At 42.6% G+C, this 19,275-nt stretch carries 16 protein-coding genes and 1 pseudogene; 8 read left to right on the forward strand and 9 right to left on the reverse strand.

Features of this window, described 5'->3' with window-relative positions; genetic code table 11:
• Nucleotides 1-103: 103 nt before the first annotated feature.
• The 3 genes and pseudogenes from BCT34_RS20340 to BCT34_RS24770 all read right to left on the reverse strand — a co-directional run bounded on the left by BCT34_RS20340 (nt 104) and on the right by BCT34_RS24770 (nt 2,393).
• Entirely contained in the window at nt 104-1,375 is a 1,272-nt protein-coding gene (locus BCT34_RS20340; RefSeq protein ID WP_076651283.1) for a DEAD/DEAH box helicase, read from the reverse strand.
• Between the two features lie 57 nt (nt 1,376-1,432).
• Nucleotides 1,433-2,043: pseudogene (locus BCT34_RS20345) on the reverse strand (ACP phosphodiesterase).
• A gap of 221 nt (nt 2,044-2,264) precedes the next feature.
• Complete coding sequence (locus tag BCT34_RS24770; RefSeq protein WP_261901426.1) at nt 2,265-2,393, reverse strand: hypothetical protein; 129 nt, start codon at nt 2,391-2,393, stop codon at nt 2,265-2,267.
• A 447-nt stretch (nt 2,394-2,840) separates the two neighbouring features.
• On the opposite strand from BCT34_RS24770, the gene BCT34_RS20350 reads away from it, so the two are divergent.
• Entirely contained in the window at nt 2,841-4,064 is a 1,224-nt protein-coding gene (locus tag BCT34_RS20350) for an aromatic amino acid transport family protein (RefSeq protein ID WP_076651281.1), read from the forward strand.
• Nucleotides 4,065-4,212: 148 nt separating this feature from the next.
• Nucleotides 4,213-5,637 (forward strand): methyl-accepting chemotaxis protein, encoded by a 1,425-nt coding sequence (locus BCT34_RS20355; protein ID WP_076651280.1) that lies wholly within the window; start codon nt 4,213-4,215, stop codon nt 5,635-5,637.
• Between the two features lie 410 nt (nt 5,638-6,047).
• Here BCT34_RS20355 and BCT34_RS20365 read toward each other — a convergent pair whose 3' ends face one another.
• From BCT34_RS20365 to BCT34_RS20375, 3 genes are all read right to left on the reverse strand, one after another.
• Nucleotides 6,048-6,773 carry an HAD-IA family hydrolase gene (locus BCT34_RS20365; protein WP_076651278.1) on the reverse strand — a complete coding sequence of 242 codons (726 nt, stop codon included), beginning with the start codon at nt 6,771-6,773 and terminating at the stop codon, nt 6,048-6,050.
• Nucleotides 6,774-7,077: 304 nt separating this feature from the next.
• The gene (locus BCT34_RS20370; protein WP_076651277.1) at nt 7,078-8,886 is read right to left on the reverse strand and encodes an HD domain-containing phosphohydrolase; all 1,809 of its coding nucleotides are present in this window, start codon (nt 8,884-8,886) and stop codon (nt 7,078-7,080) included.
• A 60-nt stretch (nt 8,887-8,946) separates the two neighbouring features.
• Entirely contained in the window at nt 8,947-9,441 is a 495-nt protein-coding gene (locus BCT34_RS20375) for a hypothetical protein (RefSeq protein WP_076651276.1), read from the reverse strand.
• 248 nt (nt 9,442-9,689) lie between these two features.
• Between BCT34_RS20375 and BCT34_RS20380 the strand changes: the two genes are divergently transcribed.
• The 4 genes from BCT34_RS20380 to BCT34_RS20395 all read left to right on the forward strand — a co-directional run bounded on the left by BCT34_RS20380 (nt 9,690) and on the right by BCT34_RS20395 (nt 15,802).
• Entirely contained in the window at nt 9,690-10,166 is a 477-nt protein-coding gene (locus BCT34_RS20380) for a CreA family protein (protein WP_076651275.1), read from the forward strand.
• Between the two features lie 142 nt (nt 10,167-10,308).
• Nucleotides 10,309-11,613 carry an inosine/guanosine kinase gene (locus BCT34_RS20385; RefSeq protein ID WP_076651274.1) on the forward strand — a complete coding sequence of 435 codons (1,305 nt, stop codon included), beginning with the start codon at nt 10,309-10,311 and terminating at the stop codon, nt 11,611-11,613.
• 293 nt (nt 11,614-11,906) lie between these two features.
• Nucleotides 11,907-13,655 carry a formate--tetrahydrofolate ligase gene (locus BCT34_RS20390; protein WP_076651273.1) on the forward strand — a complete coding sequence of 583 codons (1,749 nt, stop codon included), beginning with the start codon at nt 11,907-11,909 and terminating at the stop codon, nt 13,653-13,655.
• 242 nt (nt 13,656-13,897) lie between these two features.
• A complete protein-coding gene (locus BCT34_RS20395; RefSeq protein ID WP_076651272.1) occupies nt 13,898-15,802 on the forward strand; it encodes a diguanylate cyclase in 1,905 nt (634 codons plus the stop codon).
• 64 nt (nt 15,803-15,866) lie between these two features.
• On the opposite strand, the gene BCT34_RS20400 is transcribed toward BCT34_RS20395, so the two are convergent.
• Nucleotides 15,867-16,472 carry a beta-phosphoglucomutase family hydrolase gene (locus BCT34_RS20400; protein WP_076651271.1) on the reverse strand — a complete coding sequence of 202 codons (606 nt, stop codon included), beginning with the start codon at nt 16,470-16,472 and terminating at the stop codon, nt 15,867-15,869.
• Between the two features lie 87 nt (nt 16,473-16,559).
• On the opposite strand from BCT34_RS20400, the gene arfB reads away from it, so the two are divergent.
• Nucleotides 16,560-16,970, forward strand: a complete 411-nt coding sequence (gene arfB, locus BCT34_RS20405; protein WP_076651270.1) for an alternative ribosome rescue aminoacyl-tRNA hydrolase ArfB — start codon at nt 16,560-16,562, stop codon at nt 16,968-16,970.
• Nucleotides 16,971-17,062: 92 nt separating this feature from the next.
• Here arfB and BCT34_RS20410 read toward each other — a convergent pair whose 3' ends face one another.
• The gene (locus tag BCT34_RS20410) at nt 17,063-17,380 is read right to left on the reverse strand and encodes a helix-turn-helix transcriptional regulator (protein WP_076651269.1); all 318 of its coding nucleotides are present in this window, start codon (nt 17,378-17,380) and stop codon (nt 17,063-17,065) included.
• Nucleotides 17,381-17,581: 201 nt separating this feature from the next.
• On the opposite strand from BCT34_RS20410, the gene BCT34_RS20415 reads away from it, so the two are divergent.
• Complete coding sequence (locus tag BCT34_RS20415) at nt 17,582-17,908, forward strand: hypothetical protein (protein ID WP_076651268.1); 327 nt, start codon at nt 17,582-17,584, stop codon at nt 17,906-17,908.
• 121 nt (nt 17,909-18,029) lie between these two features.
• Here the strand turns inward: BCT34_RS20415 and BCT34_RS20420 are convergent, their stop codons facing one another.
• Nucleotides 18,030-19,073 carry a trypsin-like serine protease gene (locus BCT34_RS20420; protein WP_076651267.1) on the reverse strand — a complete coding sequence of 348 codons (1,044 nt, stop codon included), beginning with the start codon at nt 19,071-19,073 and terminating at the stop codon, nt 18,030-18,032.
• Nucleotides 19,074-19,275 lie beyond the last annotated feature (202 nt).

Here is a 19,275-nt window from a genome sequence, read left to right on the forward strand (position 1 = left end):
AACTGTAACGGCGCGTTTTTATGTGTATGTTTGGTCTAATTGTTCTAAGCAAACATGACCAACATTAGACTACGATTAGTTAATAACTATAAATAATTAACCATTAGCGACGTGCTTTACCGCGGTTTTGGTGAATCTTAAGCTTTGCTTTCATCTTACGTTTTTCTGCAGAACGTCCCTTACTACGACCACCACGATCGGATGCAAGGTCTTTTTCAAGGCTTGGTTCAAAGCCTTCTAGCCACTCTTGAGGCAAGCGCGTATCCAATAGTCGCTCAATGTCACCCAGTAGGTAAGCTTCATCCTGACTCATCAACGAGATCGCTAAACCGCTGTTGCCCGCTCGACCAGTTCGCCCGATGCGGTGAACGTAATCTTCAGCTTTGTATGGCATGTCATAGTTCACCACTTGTTCTAGTTGCTGAATATCGATACCACGGGCTGCTACGTCGGTTGCGATCAACGCGCGAACTTTGCCTGATTTGAAATCGTCCAAAGCTTTTTGGCGCGCACCCTGGCTCTTGTCGCCATTGATTGAAGCCGCTTTAATGCCGTCTAACTTAAGCTCTTTAACTAGAGCATCAGTGCCCTGCTTAGTCTTTGTGAACACCAACACTTGTTGCCAGTTTTTTGAACCAATTAAATACGCTAATAATTCACTTTTACGCGATTTATCTACCGGATAAACCATCTGAGTTACAGTTTCAGCGGTACTGTTTTTTGGCGTAACCTGGATTTCGCTTGGTTTCTGCATCATGCGATGTGCAATCGCTTTGATTTTGTTATCGAACGTTGCAGAGAAGAACAGCGTTTGACGAACTTCATTCATGCGAGAAAGAATACGTTTGATGTCAGGCATGAAGCCCATATCCAACATACGGTCTGCTTCGTCTAGCACCAACACTTCTGTTTGGCTCAACATGATGTTTCTAGTGAACATATGATCGATAAGACGACCAGGCGTCGCGACAAGAATATCTGCGCCTCCGCGTAGGTTGTCCGTTTGCACCTTCATGCTTACGCCGCCGTACGCTACAACCACTTTAATGTCAGTGCCCTTTGCGTAGCTAGTGAGGTTGTCAAACACCTGCTGTGCGAGTTCACGTGTTGGTACTAACACCAATGCACGAACTAACTTAGGGTTTGGAATCACGTTGTCTTTAGTTTCGATTAATCTTTGGATAATCGGTAGACCAAATGCAGCCGTTTTGCCTGTACCTGTTTGAGCACCCGCCAGTACATCTTTGCCTTCTAACACCAATGGAATCGCTTGTTCTTGAACACTGGTAGGAGCCGTAAAGTTAAGCTCAGACAGCGTGGCAAGAAGATGCTCAGATAATCCTAGTTGGTTAAAAGATTTTGTAGATTCAGACATAGTATGATGCTCAAAGATTAAATAGGCGCGGATTGTAGCAAACCTGCATTACGCTGTTTACCTTTCCTTTTGATTTTTCTTCATTTGAAGCGCATTAAACTGCTTCGCTTCTAATAAAACGTAGGATACAACTCGTCAAAGTGACACTGCAACGTATTATAGTGACGCTCTAGGTCATCGTAACATGCCTCAAGCATACCAAGCTTGGGCCTTCTCAACGCCATTCGCTTCAATACCACCTCTATTGAAGACATGTCTTGATAACTCTCTAACCATCTATGCTCGGCCATTTTTTGATGAACCATAACGAAATTTTCTGGCCAATGTGGCTCTTGATGTTCAAAGATCTGTTGATGACTATCGAAACAAAAACGCTTTAATGTCTGCTGCGAATATTGAGCCCAATGATTGGCTAAGCAGTGATCCCAAAATACATCGAGTGCAATCGGTGCAAAGCGTCTTGTGTGGTCTGAGAAAAGCGATTTTGCAGAACGAGATAGTTCATGGCGATCGGTATAACTATCGACGAATCGGTGAAGCCTAATTCCGTCGGAAAGTGAATCAGAATAGTGTTTACTGGGGTCGCCTTTAACAAAATCACCGAGCAGGTTCCCTGCTAAGTTGCTGTTACAGTGCTTGGCGATGTGAAGGTGTGCGAGAAAGTTCATTGAACCTCATTAAAGTATCGAGAGCTAAGTAACATGGTAAACGTACTCGTTTATCTTCGCGAACTTTAATGAGGATAGTTTTGGTATGACATGTGAGCGAATGAAATTTGCTCAATTTAGAATTGCGTGCTTTGAGAAACTTTAGCTAACAACACATTTGGCTTAAAAAACCTTTCGTTTGAGTACTTTAATTTAAAGGCTCGAGTTAAAGATTTTAAAGCTTAGTTCGAAGACTTAAAAAGTTCTTCGGCTAATTGTTTAACTGCCTGTTCATAGTCAGACAAATCAATGCCAATTTCCATAGCATCTAACAACTCTAGACTTTCGTCATTATAAGATTGGTCACTCATTGTGCCCCCTCTATTCCTTGATGTGGACATGATGTCCGATTAACCAGTGCACCATCTTGGACTTATATTATGTCACTTTGATGAACGCACTCTACTCTACCCATCCCATATTTATAGCTTACAGCTACTCGCGATCATTAGCACTTTCTTACGCTAAAGGGGTATACGCGAACGACATATGTACTGCCACCTTACACCAAGTACAACAAATTACTCTACAAATTTTGAAGTCGATCATGGTCAAACGTTTGCTTTGGTTATTTTATTGCTATTCGCACCACCTGTTGTAAATATATATTTACAGTGGATATTTTTAATTACATCAAGCGTTGCATTTGGAATTAAACTCAATCAGAATACTTCGAAATCGAGATATTCTTTGGGTTTATGCGCTTAAGCTAGAAGAATAACAATGAAAACACACCTTAATGTAAAGAATTATATACAATGAATAAATCAAAGGTTTTTGGTAGTACTTTGATCATTGCAGGCACAACCATTGGTGCTGGCATGCTCGCTCTTCCACTTGCTTCCGCAGGTATTGGCTTTTCAACTTCACTTTTCTTGATGCTGGGTTTGTGGGCGTTAATGGCTTTTACGGCTCTATTAATGGTAGAGCTTCACCAGTTCGCAGAATCTGACGCAACCCTACACACGTTGGCTCACACCATTTTAGGAACTAAAGGAAAGTGGATTGCGAGTTTCGCCGTTATGTTTCTTTTCTACGCTCTATGTGCGGCATACATAGCAGGTGGCGGTGCGCAATTTAACCAACGAATTTCGGATATCGCGGGTATCGAACTCAATGGTCAAATCACCACGCTTATATTTACTCTGTTAGTTGCCGGCGTTGTTACAATCGGTACCCACAGTGTTGATAAAGTTAACCGCGTCTTATTTGGCTTAAAGCTAGTCGCAATGGTGTTGGTACTCAGCTTTCTAGCACCAAACATTTCATCTCAGTACCTAATGAGTATGCCTTTACAGCAAGGCCTGATTGTTGCGGCGATCCCAGTTGTGTTCACCTCTTTTGGTTTCCATGGCAGCATCCCATCGATCGTTCGATACCTAGATGGCGATGTTCGTTCTTTACGCAAGGTAATGATTATTGGCTCGGCACTGCCTTTGGTTATCTACGTTTTCTGGCAAAGTGTTACTTTGGGTGTGATTAGCCAAGAGCAATTGTTGTCTGATACAAGCTTAGGTGCGCTATTAGTTTCATTATCGCAAACCGTTCATCAGTCGAACTTAAGCGTTATCGTCGGTGTGTTCGCGGACCTTGCACTACTTACATCGTTCATTGGTGTGAGCTTGGGCTTATTTGAATTCATGGGCGACTCACTGAGCAAGAAACTCGGCAACGCAAAACGTGTAAAAACTGCCGCTATCACGTTCTTACCGCCACTCGGTTTTGCCCTGTTCTATCCACAAGGCTTTATTATGGCGTTAGGCTATGCTGCGATTGCACTTTCAGTACTCGCGATTCTTCTACCAACAGTGATGGTCTACAAGGTTCGTTACACCGATTTCTCTGTAAAGCCGCAATCAGAAGAAGCCAATTACCAAGTGTTAGGTGGCAGCAAAGCGTTGTTTTTAGCGGGTAGTGTTGGCGTTTTTATCATTGCTATTCAAATTCTTATTTCAGTAGGGTTACTGCCTTCTTTGGGCTAATAAACCCATAGAGAATAAAAATACTTGATTGAGATCTCATAAACGATATGTTGCTATCATTACTTTTCACAATTAGTCGATTGAAATCACATTTTTATTGAGGTCGGTTATTTAGAGTCCACGGTAAAGGATTTACCGTGGAGTTTTTATGAAAGAAGTACAATTTCGAACGATAGACAAACTGTTTATCAAAATGTCGATCAACGACAAGTTTTTTGTCATTTTCTTAATCTTTTTTGCCGCTGTGGCAAGCCTCGCTGGTCTCAACTACGTCAACAAAATGGAACACATTGACGCAAGCGCGAAACAGCAGGTCGAATATCAACTGCAAGGCATTTTATCAGCATCAGATTCCCCTGCATCTGTTCGCTCTGTTAGCCAGCAAACACGTCCTCAACAAACCACAATTTCCAACAATGGTTCGGTAACAGCCACGGCAATGGCCCAGGATGGCAACTACTACTCACTTACCGTTACAACTAACGATATAAAGAATCAAAAGCAGCAAGCACTGTACACTTTACTCCTTAGCTTTTTATGGTGTGTGCCTTTTGGGCTCTTCTGTTACTGGGTCGCTACTTTCTTAGGCGGCGCACTATGGGTTCTTTACTCCACGACTCAAAAGATTGGCGACGGTGATTTAACGTCACGCCTTGGCTTCCACCCTGGTCGCGATGAGTTTGGCACAATTGGTTGTGCTCTCGACCGTTCAATGGACACGCTCAGTGAGTTAGTCAACAACGTCAACCACAGCGCAGTAACGCTAAGTGAAACATCGGCTTCTTTCGAAACAGAGATGAAGCGCAGCGAAACACAAATCATGAGCCAGAATGCGTCTCTCGACTCTGTAGCGACAGCAATGGATCAGATGACAGCGTCAGCCAATGAAGTCTCTAACATCTCTGCACGTTCAACAGAACAGACAGAGCAAGATGCTCAACAAATTAACGATAGCCATGCGAAGGTTCAACAAGCAATTTCAGAGATCACTACCCTTTCTTCTTTGATTGAGCAAACCTCATCTTCAGTGACTAGCTTGAATGTAAACACGAGCCAAATTAACGAAGTCATCACGACGATCAACGCTATTTCAGAACAAACTAACCTACTTGCATTGAATGCAGCGATTGAAGCGGCTCGTGCAGGCGAACAAGGTCGTGGTTTCGCTGTCGTTGCGGATGAAGTACGAACGCTTGCAAGTCGCACTCAGTCGGCTACGGTTGAAATCCAAGCGATGATTGAGCGCTTACAGCAAGAGAGCCAAAATATTGCGAAGATCACCGAGCAAACGGTTGATCAAGCGCAAACCAGTAGCCAATTGATTTCGAACATTGGTCACGACGTAAACTCGATTGCAGATTCTGCTCAAGCGCTGATGGACATGAGTATCCAGATTGCTACATCGGCTGATGAGCAAAGCAACGTAGCCAATACCATTGCAGCAGAACTTAACGATATTCGCAGTCAATCTGATGTGATTAAAGAAGTGGCTCAAAACTCTTCAAATGGTGTATCTAGGCTAACAGAAGCGTCGGTTTCTCTGTCTCAGACGTTGGCAAGATACCGCACTTAAGGCTCAACGGGCGAGCTAACTAGTGGCGTGAATTGAAAAAAACTAATAAGGACTCGTAACGGGTCCTTTTTTTTGACTTGCGTTAATAACATTATAGAAATCATGGTCAATAACGATGACATTATCAATTACCATGAAGCAAGTCGCAAAGGAGAGATTAAGAAGTGTCAGAACTGTCTAATATTCGAGCTTAGAGGTAATCTAATTAAACGGGTCTTTTTTTCGCTTACCCTCTTGCTGCAGGTGACACATAATGAATAAAACAGAAGCACCAAACACCGACGACATTACATGCCCTTTATGCCAACACGACGAGTATCTGCTTTCAGAAAGCGGAGAAAAGTTTACTTGTGCATCTTGCGGTTTTCACACCAAACAATTCAGTAAGGTAGTTAGCCTTAAACTAGGTTCTACCCCACCAAAGCTGCAGAATTCGGTATACCACCATTTGAGCAGTGCTTGCCATTAATCCAAACTGAGATCTCTTCTAAACTGTAGATATCCTGAGCCGCGAGTTCTACTGAGTCGGCATCAGGATCTACGATAGCTTCCGCGATACTTGGACGTAATCGAAATGATTGAATACCCGCTCGAACGCCAGCCTCAATCCCTTTCAACGTATCATCCACGTAGATGCATTCATTGGGTAGAAACCCCATATTCATGGCCGTGTACATAATGAGATCAGGTTCTGGCTTCCAGCTATTGGCATCAAACGCTGAAAATACTTTGCCTTTGAAGTCGTCTAGCATCCCCGTCATCGCAAGTGATGATTCAACTCTAGATTTCGGTGCATTAGAAGCAATACAAAATTCGATGTCTTGTTGTTTTAGGAATTCAATAAGCTCAATCGCGCCGTCCATCGGCTTTAAATGACGCTGGAACAATGCTTCTAATTCATTGCGGTACAAGGGTTCAAGGGTATCAATCGAGATAGATAACCCTAAACGCTGTTGAGTATCCATTAAGATGTCGGCCAACTTCCCGCCTTGGAAGTGCGCATAGCAGTCGTTGACGTTTAACTTCGCCCCAAAGACAGTGAAAACGTTCACCAAAGCTTGGCAGCACAGCTTTTCACTATCGATAAGTGTTCCGTCGCAATCGAAAATAACACATTTAGTTTGTTCTAACCGCATAGCTCTCTCACTCAGATTGAATCCAAGTTTTATCCTATAGTGTTCTTTCGGTGCGCGGGATGATTGAAGTAACAGTTTGCGGACACAAGCTTATTTCTCTTCGCGAAATATGGAGTTGATCACTTTATCACTCGACATAAGCAACAGTTTTCATCAAATGTCCCCAGATTCTACAAAAACAAATACTGCGAGGTTTACATAAATGTCTTAATTTCAGAGGAAAATATAAATCACTGTTACTAATCGGAACATAACGAGTGGATAAAATCGTAGACGCAAAGCGACCATTTGAGTGATTTATGAATTAACTTGCGGCTGCTCCTTCGAGCACCTTAGTTTCAATCGAAGGCTCAAACATATGTTCTGCTATTCCGGTATCGGGATACGAGTCTCGAATAGCGACAAATTCGGGCAAGTGATTTAAGAGGAGTTTGGTTAGTTGAGGATCAAATTGATAGCCACACTCTCGCTCAAACAAATCGACCACCATCTCTAGCGGCCAAGGTTCTTTGTAGCAACGAGCGCTAAGTAATGCATCAAATACATCGGCTACGGCGGTAATACGAGCAAACAAATGAATTTCATCACCCATTTTACCATTTGGGTATCCAGCGCCATCCCAGCGTTCATGGTGTTCGTTGGCAATAATTGCCGCCAGGTTGGTGATATCGCCCGCTCCACTTTTCAATAAGTTATAGCCAGCAGTAGTGTGACGTTTCATCACCTCCCACTCTTGGTCGGTTAATTTCCCTGGTTTATCCAAGATTGATTCAGGTACTGAAATCTTACCCACATCGTGCATCGGGCTGATGATCTCTATCATTTCAACTTCGCGATGACTCAAACCACGATACTTAGCAAGCAATGCAGACAACTTAGCGACACGCTTAACGTGATTACCAGTCTCGCCAGAGCGGGTTTCAATAGCCTCGCCGAGAACATGAATCATATCCTTTTGAATATTTAAGGTTTGTTTCTGAAGCTTTAAGATTCGTTTGTTCTTATTGGCCAATTCTTTCTTTTGGCGCAAGGTGACAAATTGCATCAAGATAATCAGGCTCAAGCCTACAATAACCATCGACAGTCCCAATAATAACTGGAAGTTTTTGCGAATAAAGGAAGAAGGTTCGTTAATGAATACCGCTTCATCAGGTAATGCGTTGGCACTAATACCGTATCGTTTCATTGCGGGGTAATTAAACACGAAACGCTTGTTATCTCCTGGAGTTAAAGGCTCTGAAAAACCGAGAGGAAGGTATTTATCCAGCGCATCAACCGCTTCTTCACCCATGCTTTTTGAGTGATTCACATAACCACCGAGAACATCGCCCGAAATATAAAACTGCCACAACGCGAACACTGGCGCAGCACTCGCTTTAGATAAGATATCCGCAATCTCTTGGTAGGTGTGGTAAACCCCTTGTTTCAACTCAGTGTTGTAATGGCTGAGCAATACCGCGTCGTCCGCAGAGATCCCTTCTAAAAACTGGCTTGTATGCTCCAGCGACAAGTCGCGAATTTCTACGAGATTGATATTTGGAAACTGAGCTATCATTCGATTCATTTCTTTATGAATCAACTCAGACGTGACACTGTAATCATTTATAAAATAGAGATTCTTTAGATTAGGTCTTAATTTGCTGATTAGCTTGATATTAACGTCTATCTGATCGTTCTCATAAAGTACGGTTGCTCTATCAGATACTGCGTACATATCGGTACTGAAATCATTGATGCCGGCAGCCACAACAGGCGTTGAGCGAGCAACCAAATTAGGCAGAGATTCAAGGAAATTGGCCGCGTTATCGTCTGTTGCGATTACGCCATCAAATTTATAACCCGCATATTTCGCACGTAAATAGTTCGCGAGAGAGTCGTGGTATTCTGTACTGTGGACGCGCTTTGAATCCAAATACTCGATTGAGAGTTTAACTTCGGTTTGAGACTGGTCGAACGCACTGTCTATCCCTTTTTGGAAGTCAGCAGTCCATTGGTAAGAAGGTTCGTATGAGTGTAAAACTAGGATTCGCTTAATATCCCAGTCGTTAGCAAAACTGAGCGAAGAATAAGCGCTAACACACAATACAGCGATTGATATCAATAGCTTGTACATACAATACCCTTTAAATAAGACGGGGTATTGTACTTAGATTAACGCTTTGTCAAAGAATCTTTAGTTCTCGATCCATACTTTATCGCAAGAAGCATGATCTTGTGCCCAAAAATCATGTAACTGCTTAGCAAAGTCGTTGATACTTTGACCATTTCCAGAAACGACATCCGAGATCAATAGGGAATCTTCTGCTTCTGTGACGATAGCGCTCGCCACCACTTCACCATTTTGAGTGCCAATGTATAAAACATGCTCGTCGCACAGCATAATTTGGCTCAAGAACTCAAGCATGTGCGCCCTTTCGGCTTCATCTTGGTAAACGCTTGCTTGGTTAAGTGAAAACAACACGGTCAATTTATGGAAATCGACTTTATGCAGTTCGTCAATTTGGGAAGGCGTTTGGTTTGGTGCTAGGAGTTGGTATGACTTGGAAGGGAGTTTGCTTTGATACAGTTCACGGCCGAGGAGGCTCTCTTTTGCGGGGTAAGCAATATCGAGTTGACTAAACAGCCATTGGTTTTTCTTGTGTGCAATTTCAGGTATTTCGTTATTCATTCTTTTAGTACCTACAGTTAGTATCCCCAAATATCGCAGTTATTTGGAAGGCATACGGTCGGCTGAGGTGCCGAGCTACAAGCAGAGAGCATACAGAGCATAACCAAGGCCAACAAGTACTTTAAATGCTTCATCTTTTTCATTATCCAACAACATCCTTTAAGAACTTAACGAAAAGCTCTACACTCGTATTCAAGCTTTCAAACTCCTTATAGTAAACAGAACTATATAAATAAAAAGGACTTCTTATGAAAAAAGCCTTAATAGCAGCAGGCATCATCACAATGTTAGCTGGCTGTTCGGACAACGAGGTTGGCGACGTCTCATTGGGTTTCTTCACCATGAAGGATATCAAGATGTCTTCATTAGATGACGATAAGATCTCAGGTGTTACCTGTCATATCGCATCAATCGAAGCAAACCTTAGCCTTTCTGATCCAAGTGATAGCTCAATCTCTTGTCGTCAAACAGGTGAAATCACACCAGAAATGATTGCTCAAATAGACAAGAGTAAGTCAGGCGAAGTGGTATTCAAGCAATCAAAAAGTATCTTCTTCAAAACAATGAAGGTTCGCCGTATTTATGATGCGGAAAATCAGTCGCTGCTTTACTTGTCTTACACTACCAAAGAAACAGAAGGCAGTTTCAAACATAGCCTTTCAACCGTTCCACTTTGGGGCACCGAGGCTTACGTAGATCCAGCTACACTCGTTCCAGCAGAATAGCCGGTGCAAATGCTGACAAGCGAAAAGTAAGCCGAATCACCTGTACAGACATTGTGCAGGTGATTCAAAATGTAATAAAAATGAAAGAAACAGAAACAAAATGTGATATCATGCGGCAAAATTTTTTCACTGTATTTTTCATATGAAGTTTCCTGGACAGCGTAAATCTAAGCACTACTTTCCAACTCACGCACGTGATCCGTTGGTCAACCAAATTCAACAAACCCCTAAGCTTCACCGCGCAACAATTGTCGGTGTTGGCCAAACGATTGTTGATATCGAAGCCCGTGTTGACAACGAATTCCTAGAAAAATACGAGCTGAGTAAAGGTCACTCACTGGTATTGGAAGAAAGTAAAGCAGATGCGCTGTATGAAGAGTTAGTTGAGCGCGGTTTGATCACACATCAATACCCTGGCGATACTATTGGCAACACACTGCACAACTATTCCGTACTTGCAGACAGCAAATCTGTACTGCTTGGCGTTATGTCTAAGAAGATTGAAGTTGGCTCATTTGGTTATCGTTACCTTTGCCGCACTTCTTCTCGTATGAATCTAAACCACCTTCAAACTGTTGATGGTCCAATTGGTCGTTGCTACACGCTTATTTCTGAAGATGGCGAACGTACGTTTGCAATCAATGAAGGCCACATGAACCAACTACTTCCAGAAAGCATTCCTGAAAAAGTGTTTGAGAAAGCTTCTGCATTGGTTGTGTCGTCATACCTAATGCGTGGCAAACCTGAAGATCCAATGCCAAAAGCGGTACAAAAAGCGATTGAATACGCAAAAGCGTACAATGTGCCTGTTGTACTCACACTTGGTACTAAATATGTGATCGAAGGTAACGCGGAATGGTGGCAAGAATACTTGAAAGAAAACGTAACCATCGTCGCGATGAACGAAGACGAAGGTGAAGCGCTAACGGGTGAAAAAGATCCTCTATTGGCTGCTAACAAAGCACTTGAGTGGGTTGACCTAGTTCTATGTACCGCTGGTCCTATTGGCCTATACATGGCAGGTTACACTGACGAGCCAGCGAAACGTGAAACAACACTGCCATTATTACCGGGTAACATTCCTGAGTTCAATAAATACGAATTCAGCCGTGCAATGCGTAAGCAAGACTGTAAAGACCCAGTAAAAGTGTACTCTCACATTGGCCCTTACCTTGGTGGTCCACTTGAGATTAAGAACACAAATGGTGCGGGTGATGGTGCACTTTCTGCACTGCTTCACGACATGGCAGCAAACAGCTACCACCACGTGAATGTACCAAACTCAGAGAAACACGAGCATGCTTGTCTAACTTACTCTTCACTGTCTCAAATTTGTAAGTACGCAAACCGTGTAAGCTACGAAGTGTTGACTCAGCACTCTCCTCGCCTTTCTCGTGCGCTACCTGAACGCGAAGATAGCTTAGAAGAAACATACTGGGATCGCTAATCACCATGTTAGGTCGTTAACTCTTTAAGGTTAATGTCTAGTTAGATTACCCATTCCTAAAGGGGCTGCTATATGCAGCCCTTTTTGTATTCAGCACCAATGTAACTGCAGTTGAAGGTAATCAGTTCGAATATTTTGCTCGTTTAAGATTTGATCTCGCGCAATGACTCTTTAGATCTGTTATCTTCCAGCACATAATTCGTGTGGTTTGCCTTTACTTGGCAAATTTATACAGTACTATCGCCACGCAAACGTTTACGTACCACCTTTCGGTTCTGATATAAGGATCAAATATGCTGTCTGATATTGATATTTGTCGCTCTACTCCCCTTAAAAACATCAGTGAGGTTGCCAAACAAGCTGGCCTGCAACACAACGAGCATCAGCCATTAGGGCAATACAAGTCTAAAGTGTCTCTCACATCACTTGAACGCCTCGCCAACCAACAAGATGGCAAATTAGTCTTGGTAACGGCCATCACACCAACACCTCTTGGTGAAGGCAAAACTGTCACCACTATCGGATTAGCACAAGGCCTAGCGAAGATTAACCAATCTGCTGTTGCCTGTATTCGCCAGCCATCAATGGGCCCAGTATTTGGTGTAAAAGGCGGCGCTGCGGGTGGTGGTTACTCTCAAGTTGCGCCGATGGACCAGTTAAACCTCCACCTAACTGGCGACATTCATGCTGTAACAGCCGCTCACAACCTCGCTTCTGCAGCGATTGATGCACGTTTATATCATGAACAGCGTCAAGGTTTAGAAGCCTTTGAGGCGCGTTCAGGCTTAAAAGCTTTGGATATCGACCCAAGTAGAATCGTTTGGCGACGTGTACTTGACCATAATGATCGCGCTTTACGCATGATCACAGTTGGCAAAAACGAAGCAGATAAAACAATTAATGGCTTTGAGCGCGAAGATGGATTTGATATCTCGGCCGCTTCAGAGCTGATGGCGATTCTTGCTCTAGCTGATGACCTTCAAGATTTAAGAAAGCGCATTGGACGAGTGGTACTTGCATACAACAAACAAGGTTTGCCATTAACCGCAGATGACTTCAACGTGGCAGGCGCTATGACTGTGACGATGAAGGATGCAATTGAACCAACATTGATGCAAACCCTTGAAGGCGTCCCTACCCTAATTCACGCCGGGCCTTTCGCAAACATCGCACATGGTAACTCTTCAATAATTGCCGATAAGATAGCGTTAAAACTGAGTGACTTTGTAGTAACTGAAGGTGGATTCGGCTCAGACATGGGCTTTGAGAAAGCGTGCAACATTAAAGTGAAAGCTTCGAATAAGAAGCCTGATTGTGCTGTCGTTGTCGCAACATTGCGTGGGCTAAAAGCTAACTCTGATTTATACGATTTAAGACCGGGCACTCCGTTACCAGATTCAATCTTTAATGATGACCAAGATGCGCTTATTGCTGGCTTTGCGAACCTTAAATGGCACATCAACAACGTTAAGCAATACGGTGTGCCTACTGTCGTTGCGATCAACCGATTCCCACAAGACTCATCTGAAGAGTTAAATGCTCTGAAACAGATGATCACCGATTTTGACCCAAGCGTTAGCGTTGAAGTAAGTGAGGCATTTGGTCAAGGAGGCGAAGGCGCAACTCAGTTGGCTCTCGCTGTGGTAAAAGCCTGCCAAAAAGAGTGTGAATTTAAGCCTCTGTATCATTCTGATCAAAGCCTAGAAGAAAAGCTAATGGCGGTTGCAGAAATCGGTTACGGCGCCGCGAGTGTCACCTTGTCTCCTCAAGCGAAGCAACAACTAGCAGAATTTAAACAACATGGCTTCGGCGACCTATCAGTCTGCTTGGCAAAAACACCACTATCGATCTCAACAGAAGCTCACATAAAAGGGGCTCCAACTCAATTTGATGTACCGGTTAGAGAGCTCAAACTGTGTGCTGGTGCCGGCTTCATTTACGCTTTGTGCGGCAATGTAATGACCATGCCCGGTCTACCCGACAAACCAGCATTCATGTCGTTAGATATTGATAAATTTGGAAATATCATTGGCCTTAGCTAAGTAAACTGCAAAAAACTAGGTAAACTGCAAAAATTCGCGATTAAACTGGCTCTTACTTTAGACCACCATTTATATGTTGAGCAGTCATTTCACCTGAGGTGATTGCTCAACAATCAAGCCCAATTGCAAAAAGTTGCACTTAAACCATAGTAATATGCAAATCTTGTTTTGAGTTCTGGGTTAAGATCACATTAAAAACCCCATAAAATATATAGTATTGCGCTGATTCTTTGAGGACAGTGATGAATACGAGTATAAAAAAACTAGTAAGCCAATTTCTATGCACCATATTTGCCCTAGGACTAGTCCCTGCCCTCTACATCAATTCTGAACTTGACAGAGTTGAAGCCCAGCATACGATAAATATCAAACAATCTAGTCAGAACCAAATCGAATACAGCTTTCACGAACTCGCTGTTATTGTTGAGCAAATCTCAAATTCTGTTCCTTCCATTGCTGATTCTCAAACCCTACTTCGTGCCATTCAAGAACCTTCTATTATTCATAAAGAAACACTTCAAGATCTTTGGGTGATGCTAGCCCGTGGTCAAAAATACTATTCCCAACTTCGTTATCTCGACCTAGCAGGCAACGAGGTGTTCCGCGTTAACTACAAAGATGGTCAAGCAACTGTCGTTCCACAGAACGAACTGCAGAACAAATCTTCTCGTGATTACTTTAAGATGCTACAAAAAATGGAGATTGGCGATGTTAGCTCGAGAGGCATTGATCTTGAAATGGAAAATGGAGAAATCGTCCACCCTCTAACGCCAGCGCTTCGCATTATGACGCCAGTCGCTGAAGGGAATCGAATAATTGGTTACTTCATTGCCAATCTAAACATGCTTGAGATTTACAAGCGCCTTCACTACCAAATAGGTACATCCACTGCTGTTCCAATCATTCTAAACAAAACTGGGCATGTCATCATGGGCCCTGACATCGAAGAATCGTTTGGGCACCTTATTGAATCTCGTTCAGATAAAACCTACGCAAAGCTTTATCCAGAACTTTGGAAAGCCATTCAAGACAACACCTCTTCTAGCTACTTTGATGGCAAAAACTGGTATTTTCACTCAGACATCAGCCCAAAGATAAAGCAGTTTGAAGGCCCTATTTACATGGTCCTTCACATCAAAAATCAACAGTTCAGCAGTCAATATAAACAAGAAAAACAAGCGATTTACGTTCAGATCATTGCCTTATCCTTCCTGATTTCGATGATCTCCGCAGGTTTTGTGTTGTGGAACAGTAACCACAAAAAGAACAGTATCGAAAGCCAACTTGCTAAGGCTGCGATGAATGGTATGTCTGCCTTGGTGATTACCGACAGAAATAACCGAATCATAAAAGTAAACCAAGAGTTTACCCGCGTGAGTGGCTACGAATTAGAAGATGTAAAAGGTCGCCAACCATCAATGTTTGCCTCTGGTCGCTACAACCAAGAGTTCTACATCAAAATGTGGAGCATCATCAAACAGAAAGGCATGTGGGAAGGCGAAGTAGTTAATCGCCGTAAAGATGGTTCGTTAATCACGGAAATACTACGAATCCAAACCATTAAAGACTCAAAAGGTGTGATTCAGTTTTATGTCGCTTCATTTGTTGATATCAGTAAACACAAAGAGCTAGAAAACAAGTTGAGAAACCTCAGCGAAAAAGACGCCTTGGCTGGGTGTTGGAACCGCCGTAAGTTTGACCTTGAGTTGCGAGATGAATGCTCTCGTGTGAATCGTTACCCTACTCGCGAACAGTCTTGCTTGGCGATCTTGGATATCGACCACTTCAAACGCATCAACGATAGGTTTGGCCACGATTATGGTGATAGAGTCATTCAAACCGCTGCTCAGGTGCTACAGCGCGAATGTCGAGAAACTGATTTTGTAGCTCGTATTGGTGGAGAAGAGTTTGGGGTTATTCTGCCTCATACAACAACCCAAGAAGCAGAATATGTGCTTAACAGATTGAGAATCGCAGTCAGTATTGAACTCGACAACATAGTGACGGTCAGTGGCGGGATCACCAACCTCACCAACGATCCTGCTCTCAACTACAAGTGCGCTGATTTAGCACTCTATGAAGCCAAAGCAGCAGGCCGAAACAGCGTATGCCTATTCTTAGACAGCGAAATGAGTGAAATCGCCTAACAGAAAATCAATATTGTTCCGCTAGGCTATCTGTTTGGCGATGTAATAGCCCAAATTTTTTCAATCATTTCGGTGCTGGATAGAACTCTAACTTGTTCCCGTCTACTACCAGAATACAATCCATGTTCGCAGCATGAGCCGCCTGCTTGCCTAGGTTCGTGTCTTCGAACACAACACACTGTTTTGGCTGTAATCCCATACCAAAGCACGCATCTAAGAAAGTGTCAGGATTTGGTTTGTGATGCTTAACGTCCGTTGCAGTCACAAGGATATCGAGTTTACTCAAGATGTCTGTCTTATCTAATAGCTGTTCAGCACTTTTGCGTTGGCTGCCAGTGCCTACTGCAATCTTCTTATTACCTAGATGCTCTAACAACAGAGAATGAGTGCAAGGGATAACGTCTCCTTTGTCTTCAATAGCTGCAAACGATGCCATTTTAAACGCAGAAACCGCTTGTGGGTCGAGCGATAAGCCGTATTTACTGTTCACCTCACCCGCTATTTTATAACTCGGCATACCACCTAAGCTATGCAGCCAAGACGCTTCGAAATGAAAGCCAAACTCTTCAGCCGTTTGCTGCCACGCCTTTACATGTGCAGGCATTGTGTCGATCAACGTACCGTCCATATCAAAGATTAAACCTTCATATGCCGTCAAATCTATTTTCATTACTACTACCACTCTTTAATAAAGTTACTGATACCATAACCAATATTCAGTATCATGACTCCATATTACCGTTCAAAATGGATGTTTATGTTACAAATATCTAACTCTGTTGCGATTCAAGACTGGGAACTCCAGTTAAGTGCGATCAGAGCACAAGGAGCTGGCGGTCAGAACGTCAATAAAGTATCGAGCGCGATACATTTACGTTTTGATATCAAACACTCCACCCTACCTGACTTCTATAAAGAAAAACTCCTCGTACACAAAGATAGCCGCATCACTAAAGATGGCGTGATTATCATTAAGGCGCAACAGTATAGAACGCAGGAACAAAACCGAGATGATGCTTTGGTGCGTTTAAAAGAACTGATCCTAGAAGCAACGAAAGTTCAGAAAGTAAGACGAGCAACCAAACCAACGCGTGGTTCTCAGAAAAGACGCTTGGAAAATAAGAAACAAAGAAGTACCACCAAACAACTGCGTGGAAGAGTGAACTGATAGCTTAGTGCTCTCAGTAAACACATTACCTAGGAAACACCTGTCGATTTAACCAACAATTAGATCCGTTTCACTGTTTTTTCAAAGAAGTATCAGTGCTTCTTTTTTACCGACAAAATCAATTTTATCAATAACATGCGCTCTTCGCTGGTCAGTAAACGACTGACAGCAGCCACATCTTCTGCTGTTGCTTGTGATGCGCCAACAATATCAAGTACCACATCTAAGTCTGTCACTTTCAAAGTTCTAGTGATCGAACGATACTGAGACATCTTGATATCAGCCTCGCCACGTTCAATCCTTTGATATGTTTTTAAACTCATTCCTGCGCTTGAGGCTAGTTTTTCTTGGGACAAGTGGGCTTGCTTCCTACGCTCAATCAGCGCCATTATTATCGGTTCTTGTGACATAAGCTCATCCTCAAAAGACAGTTATGACCTAAATCGAGCAAGAAGCAGACCATATTGACTTGCAATGGTTTACATATGTCATCAAAGACATATTATTCGCTTGATAAAAAACGTTACGTTTCATAAACCTTCACACTGATGTTAGTGGTGAAAGTACAGGCTAGTTAATTAGAATAATCGAGTGTTAGGAAATTAGATAAATTGCATATTGCGAATAATAAACACGTCATATTGGAAATTGCGAATCATTATAAATTAGCATTTCCTTGCATTAAGCATGCGTTAGAAACGGACAATGCTCGCAAAGAAATTAACGCGGTACAACATAGGCTACTCACCTACAAAGAAGTGCTGCTGCATGGAAGTATGTTGGAAGAGAAAGAGTTGAAACTGGCTTTTTCTGCTCTGAATCAAAACGAAAAAGGTGTTGCGCAAGGTGGAATTCAAAGTATCAACAAAGCAATCATAGAGATGGATAAAATTATCGATAAATACAGTAGAAAAGCGCTTACCGGGACATGCATTTAATCTCTTGATATCGACGAGTCACACCCAGTTCTTAGTGGCTTATAAGAACAAAACAAAACAAAAAACGGCCATTCACAGTGAATGACCGTCCGTTGTTTAACTAACATGAAGGTGTAAGTATCTAACGAGACATCACTCTTCTATATCCACCCAGTAACATCAACGCACCAATCAATCCAAACGAGACACTCCCCCCGCTACCGCCTGAACCTGAATAGGCAGCCCGTTTAGCCTCTGTTGCAGAAAGCTGGACTGTTTCAGTACTATCAATTGACCCGTTAGTCACGTCAGCTATCCAATCTTTATAATCAAATACCTCAGTAAAGGCTGATGTAACACCGATGCTCGCACCACAAGTAGCCGGTCCAAAACTGGTTATACCAACCTGCTCATAAGTCGAGCCGCTTTTCCAGAATACAGGCCCGCCAGAATCACCTTGACATGTACCACCGTATAAACCGTTATTAGGTCCATCACCATTAAAACAAATTTGTTTGTCTGTGATCAACGGACCAAAGACAGCTTTACAGTTCGCTGTGTCAACATATGCAAGGTCAACTTGTTGGAGTAATGTTGTACCCTCAACACCCGTTTCTACGTCGCCATGACCAACTGCAACAAAATCATTCGCAGCATTAAGATATGTATCAAATTGCGGAATAACAGTTTCAGCAGAAGATTGAAGGTTGAGAGAAGCTTCTAACTTTAAAATCGCAATGTCATTTCTTAACAGCTGATTGATACTGTTTGAATAATCAGTTCGGTAATACACCTCTGATACTCGTACTTTTGGAATGTTTCCGTTAGGAAATAGAGAAGTATCTTCCAATTGCGGTATAACCACGGTAAACAGCTGTGCACTTTCATCACCGTAAATACAGTGCGCCGCTGTCAAGATATGGTAATTATCTAAGATAGTCGCACCACAGTAAGGGCCTTTTGAATAAACACCATCATAGTCAATTCGATCGATGAACAAACTCGCCATTGAAGGGAATTCCGTCACTGAAGCGTCGCTTCCGTTCACAATGTATGGTATTAAACCCACATCAGGAGTACTTTCGACCGTGTTTTCCATCGCCATAACACTTGATGTGTAAATCAATGGCGCTAAAAGTCCTAATACGGCTTGACGAACCGGACTCCTGGTATGGTTCATATTCATAGTTAACACCTTGTAACTCCAACTACTTATTTACAAAACTGATGAATCAACACCTTAACACGCTATACTCATCAGTATAGTAAGTATTTATTACGATATGGCCACATGTCTCATTTTATAAACCAATTTCAAAGTAATGGTTCTTGATAGTCATCGCTAAACTCAATACGCACTGTTAAACCAAAAAGGTTCATCGCGGATT

Origin of the sequence: Vibrio sp. 10N.261.45.E2, from assembly GCF_002875705.1 — a bacterium.
Classification (GTDB): Bacteria; Pseudomonadota; Gammaproteobacteria; order Enterobacterales; family Vibrionaceae; genus Vibrio.

What these genes read in the sequence shown, in the direction of transcription:
- BCT34_RS20340 (WP_076651283.1), bottom strand. Translation starts at nt 1,375, where the DNA reads ATGTCTGAATCTACAAAATCTTTTAACCAACTAGGATTATCTGAGCAT.
- BCT34_RS24770 (WP_261901426.1), bottom strand. Translation starts at nt 2,393, where the DNA reads ATGAGTGACCAATCTTATAATGACGAAAGTCTAGAGTTGTTAGATGCT.
- BCT34_RS20350 (WP_076651281.1), top strand. Translation starts at nt 2,841, where the DNA reads ATGAATAAATCAAAGGTTTTTGGTAGTACTTTGATCATTGCAGGCACA.
- BCT34_RS20355 (WP_076651280.1), top strand. Translation starts at nt 4,213, where the DNA reads ATGAAAGAAGTACAATTTCGAACGATAGACAAACTGTTTATCAAAATG.
- BCT34_RS20365 (WP_076651278.1), bottom strand. Translation starts at nt 6,773, where the DNA reads ATGCGGTTAGAACAAACTAAATGTGTTATTTTCGATTGCGACGGAACA.
- BCT34_RS20370 (WP_076651277.1), bottom strand. Translation starts at nt 8,886, where the DNA reads ATGTACAAGCTATTGATATCAATCGCTGTATTGTGTGTTAGCGCTTAT.
- BCT34_RS20375 (WP_076651276.1), bottom strand. Translation starts at nt 9,441, where the DNA reads ATGAATAACGAAATACCTGAAATTGCACACAAGAAAAACCAATGGCTG.
- BCT34_RS20380 (WP_076651275.1), top strand. Translation starts at nt 9,690, where the DNA reads ATGAAAAAAGCCTTAATAGCAGCAGGCATCATCACAATGTTAGCTGGC.
- BCT34_RS20385 (WP_076651274.1), top strand. Translation starts at nt 10,309, where the DNA reads ATGAAGTTTCCTGGACAGCGTAAATCTAAGCACTACTTTCCAACTCAC.
- BCT34_RS20390 (WP_076651273.1), top strand. Translation starts at nt 11,907, where the DNA reads ATGCTGTCTGATATTGATATTTGTCGCTCTACTCCCCTTAAAAACATC.
- BCT34_RS20395 (WP_076651272.1), top strand. Translation starts at nt 13,898, where the DNA reads ATGAATACGAGTATAAAAAAACTAGTAAGCCAATTTCTATGCACCATA.
- BCT34_RS20400 (WP_076651271.1), bottom strand. Translation starts at nt 16,472, where the DNA reads ATGAAAATAGATTTGACGGCATATGAAGGTTTAATCTTTGATATGGAC.
- arfB (WP_076651270.1), top strand. Translation starts at nt 16,560, where the DNA reads ATGTTACAAATATCTAACTCTGTTGCGATTCAAGACTGGGAACTCCAG.
- BCT34_RS20410 (WP_076651269.1), bottom strand. Translation starts at nt 17,380, where the DNA reads ATGTCACAAGAACCGATAATAATGGCGCTGATTGAGCGTAGGAAGCAA.
- BCT34_RS20420 (WP_076651267.1), bottom strand. Translation starts at nt 19,073, where the DNA reads ATGAATATGAACCATACCAGGAGTCCGGTTCGTCAAGCCGTATTAGGA.